Below are 3,963 nucleotides of genomic sequence, written 5' to 3'. Positions count from 1 at the left end.
CGCCCAGACCGCCGAGAATGAAGGAGGCCAGGCCCACGGCGATCACGCCCTTGATCCCGAGCACCCGCTCGCGCCACGACGGCCGACCCGCCGACGCCGCCGACGCGCCGTCGCCCCCGGTCGCGTACGCCGCGGTCGGGGCCGCGTCAGCTGCCGGCGGCGTCCCAGCCGGCGGGGTGTCAGCGGGCGGGGTAGGGGTGGCGTCGTCGGTCATGGATCCAGTGTGGGCCGCTTTGCTGTGCCCCGCCTGTGGATCACCCATGAGCCCGGCCAGTCCGGGCACAGCGGTCTCACAGCCAACTCACAGGAGGATCCGACAGAGTGGGACCATGGACCTCACCCGCCCGGACGGCTCCGCGCTGCGCGTCCTCGTCGTCGACGACGAGATGAACATCGCCGAGCTGGTCGGCATGGCGCTGCGCTACGAGGGCTGGGAGGTGCAGCAGGCGCACACCGGCGTGAAGGCGGTGGCGGCGGCGCGCGAGTTCCGCCCGGACGCGGTGGTGCTCGACATGATGCTGCCCGACTTCGACGGGATGGAGGTGCTGCGCCGGATGCGGTCCTTCGACCCCGGCGTACCGGTGGTCTTCCTCACCGCCCGCGACGCCGTGGAGGACCGGGTCGCGGGGCTGACCGCCGGCGGCGACGACTACGTGACCAAGCCGTTCTCCCTCGAGGAGCTGGTGGCCCGGCTGCGGGCGCTGATGCGGCGCGCCGGCGCGATGGCGACCGAGCAGCAGCACGTGCTCACCGTCGGCGACCTCACCTTGGACGAGGACAGCCACGAGGTCTTCCGGGACGGGGAGGAGATCAGCCTCACCGCCACCGAGTTCGAGCTGCTGCGCTACCTGATGCGCAACCCCCGCCGGGTGCTGAGCAAGGCCCAGATCCTCGACCGTGTGTGGAACTACGACTTCGGCGGCCAGGCCAACGTCGTGGAGCTCTACATCTCCTACCTGCGCAAGAAGATCGACGCCGGGCGGGAGCCGATGATCCACACCATGCGCGGTGCCGGCTACGTGCTCAAGCCCCCCAACGGACAAGGATGAGGGGGCCCCGCGTCCCCTGGCCGGCCGTGCACTCGCTCACGGCGCGGCTGGTGGCGACCACTGTCGCCCTGGTCGCGCTGGTCAGCGTGCTGGTGGTCGGCCTGACCGCGTTCGCGATGCGCGACTACCTCACCGGTCGTCTGGACGACCAGGTGCGCGGCACCCCGGTCAAGCTCTCGGGCCAGGCGCCGCCGCCGCACGTCGGCGAGGGCTCCGACGACGAGCTGGACCGGTTCGGCCAGGGTCCGGGCACGCTCCAGGCGGTGCTGCTCACCGACGGCCGCCGGGGCGGGGAGATCATCGGCGGCGACCACGACGAGGACGGCACGGTGCCACTGTCGACCCAGGACCTCGCGGTGCTGGCCGGCGTCCCCACCGACGGGCAGGTGCACGCGGTGTCGCTGCCCGACGCCGGCGGCTACCGGGTGGTCGCCCGCCGGGCCAGCAGCAGCGGCACGATCGTCACCGGGCTGCCGTCCTCGGAGATCACCCGCACCCTGGCCAGCCTGCTCACCTGGGGCCTCGCGCTGGCCGGCGTGGGGGTGCTGCTCGCCGCAGTGCTGGGGCTGGCGCTGGTACGCCGCCAGCTCCGGCCGCTGCGCGAGGTCGCCGCGACCGCCCACGAGGTCTCGGAGCTGCCGCTGTCGACCGGGGAGATCAACCTGTCCCCCCGCGTCCCCGAGCACCTCACCGACGAGCGCACCGAGGTGGGCCAGGTGGGCGCCGCCCTCAACGCGCTGCTGGCCCACGTGGAGACCGCACTGGAGGCCCGGCACCGCAGCGAGCAGCAGGTGCGCCAGTTCGTCGCCGACGCCTCCCACGAGCTGCGCACGCCGCTGGCCACCATCCAGGGCTACACCGAGCTGGCCCGCCGACGGCCCGAGGACCAGCCGGGCATCCGCACCGCGCTGGACAAGGTCGGGGCCGAGTCGGAGCGGATGACCTCGCTGGTGGAGGACCTGCTGCTGCTGGCCCGGCTGGACGCGGGGCGTCCCCTCGAGCGCAGCACCGTGGACCTGAGCCGGCTCCTGGTCGAGGCCGTCTCGGACGCCCGGGTCCTCTCCCCCGAGCACCGGTGGCGGCTGGACCTGCCCGAGGACGCGGTCGAGGTGACCGGGGACGAGCAGCGGCTGCACCAGGTCGTCACCAACCTGCTGAGCAACGCCCGCCGGTACACCCCCGCCGGCACCACGGTCACCGTCACGGCCAGGCCCGGGCTGCTCACGGTGCACGACGACGGCCCCGGGTTCCCCCCCGACCTGGTCGGCACGGCCTTCGAGCGCTTCGCCCGCGGGGACGTCGCCCGCGCCCGCAACGACGAGGGTGGGGTGGGGCTGGGCCTGTCGCTGGTCAAGGCCATCGTCACCGCCCACGGCGGCACCGTGGCCCTGGCCAGCCGGCCCGGGGACACCACCGTGACCGTCCGGCTCCCGGCGCGCAGCCCGGCCCCGTCCGGGCTCACAGCCGACTGACAGACCGGCCTCACTCCCGGCCCAGCCGACCCCGCGACGGTGGTCCCGTGACCACGTTGACCTCTCCGTCCCAGCCGCTCGCGCCCGCCGCGCAGGCGGTGCCGTCCCTCCGTCCGCCGGACGAGCCCACCCCCTCCACCCGGTGGGAGCGTCCGGCACTGGCCGGCCTGCTCGCCGCCACCGCGCTGCTCTACCTGTGGGGTCTCGGCGAGTCCGGCTGGGCCAACTCCTTCTACTCCGCTGCCGCGCAGGCCGGCTCGGAGTCGTGGAAGGCCTTCTTCTTCGGCTCCTCCGACTCGGCGAGCTCGATCACCGTCGACAAGACCCCGCTGGCGCTGTGGCCGATGGCGCTCTCGGTGCGGCTGTTCGGGCAGTCCTCGTGGAGCATCCTCGTGCCGCAGGCCCTGTTCGGGGTCGCCTCGGTGGGCCTGCTCTACGCGACCGTACGGCGCACCACCGGCTCCGCCGGCGCAGCACTGCTCGCCGGCGCTGTCCTCGCGCTCACCCCGGTCGCGGCGCTGATGTTCCGCTTCAACAACCCCGACGCCCTGCTCGTGCTGCTGCTGGTCGGCTCGGCGGCGGCCACGCTGCGCGCCGTCGACGTCAGCGGGTCCCCCGCCGGCCGTCCGGTGCGCTGGCTGGCGCTCGGCGGCGCGCTCGTGGGCCTGGCCTTCCTCACCAAGATGCTGCAGGCGTTCCTGGTGCTGCCCGCGCTCGCGGTCGTCTACCTCCTCTTCGCCGCCGTACCCCTGCGGAGGCGGTGGGGCCACCTTCTCGTCGCGTTCGGGTCGATGGTGCTGGCCGGCGGTTGGTGGGTCGCGGTCGTGGAGCTGTGGCCGGCCGCCTCCCGCCCCTGGATAGGCGGCTCGCAGCACAACTCCGTGCTCGAGCTGACCTTCGGCTACAACGGCTTCGGGCGGCTCACCGGCGAGGAGACCGGGTCGGTCGGCGGGATGAACGGCTGGGGCGAGACCGGCCTCACGCGGCTGTTCGGCTCCGACACCGGCGGGCAGGTCGCCTGGCTGCTGCCCGCGGCGCTGCTGCTCGGTCTGGGCGCCCTGTGGTTCGCCCGGCGCGACCGGCGGGTGCTGGCCGGTCTGGTGCTGTGGCTCGGCTGGCTGCTGGTCACCGCGCTCACCTTCAGCCTGATGGCCGGGATCTTCCACGCCTACTACACCGTGGCTCTGGCGCCCGCAATCGCCGCCCTGACCGGCATCGGCGCTCTGGTCCTCTGGCGGGCCCGCGAGTCCCTCCCGGCCGCGCTGCTCCTGGCCGGGGCCACGGCCGCGACCTCGGTCCTCGGGTTCGTGCTGCTGGACCGGGCGAGCGACTGGTACCCCTGGCTGAAGTACGCCGTGCTGCTGCTCGGCCTGGTCGCGGCCGCGGCCCTCACGGTCGTCGCGCTGCTGCCGCGCCGGGTCGCCGCGCTGGCCGCGGGCCTG

Annotated in this window: 4 protein-coding genes; 3 read left to right on the top strand and 1 reads right to left on the bottom strand. The window is 74.2% G+C overall.

What is annotated here, in order from left to right:
• Positions 1-214 (bottom strand): hypothetical protein (locus PLP61_RS15485; protein ID WP_324503655.1); only part of this gene is annotated, 214 nt, incomplete at its 3' end.
• 115 nt (positions 215-329) lie between these two features.
• Here PLP61_RS15485 and PLP61_RS15480 point away from each other — a divergent pair.
• The 3 genes from PLP61_RS15480 to PLP61_RS15470 form a co-directional block, all read left to right on the top strand.
• Entirely contained in the window at positions 330-1,049 is a 720-nt protein-coding gene (locus PLP61_RS15480; protein ID WP_324503654.1) for a response regulator transcription factor, read from the top strand.
• Positions 1,046-2,521: a sensor histidine kinase gene (locus PLP61_RS15475; protein ID WP_324503653.1), complete on the top strand. Its 1,476-nt coding sequence runs from the start codon at positions 1,046-1,048 to the stop codon at positions 2,519-2,521. The genes PLP61_RS15480 and PLP61_RS15475 overlap by 4 nt, the downstream gene beginning before the upstream one ends.
• Positions 2,522-2,568: 47 nt before the next feature.
• The coding region (locus PLP61_RS15470; protein WP_324503652.1) for a glycosyltransferase family 39 protein at positions 2,569-3,963 on the top strand (1,395 nt) is incomplete at its 3' end.

It is taken from the genome of Nocardioides sp. (assembly GCF_035429765.1).
GTDB lineage: Bacteria > Actinomycetota > Actinomycetes > Propionibacteriales > Nocardioidaceae > Nocardioides.
Note: the sequence above shows the minus strand (reverse complement) of the source record. Positions and strands in the feature narration are given on the sequence as shown.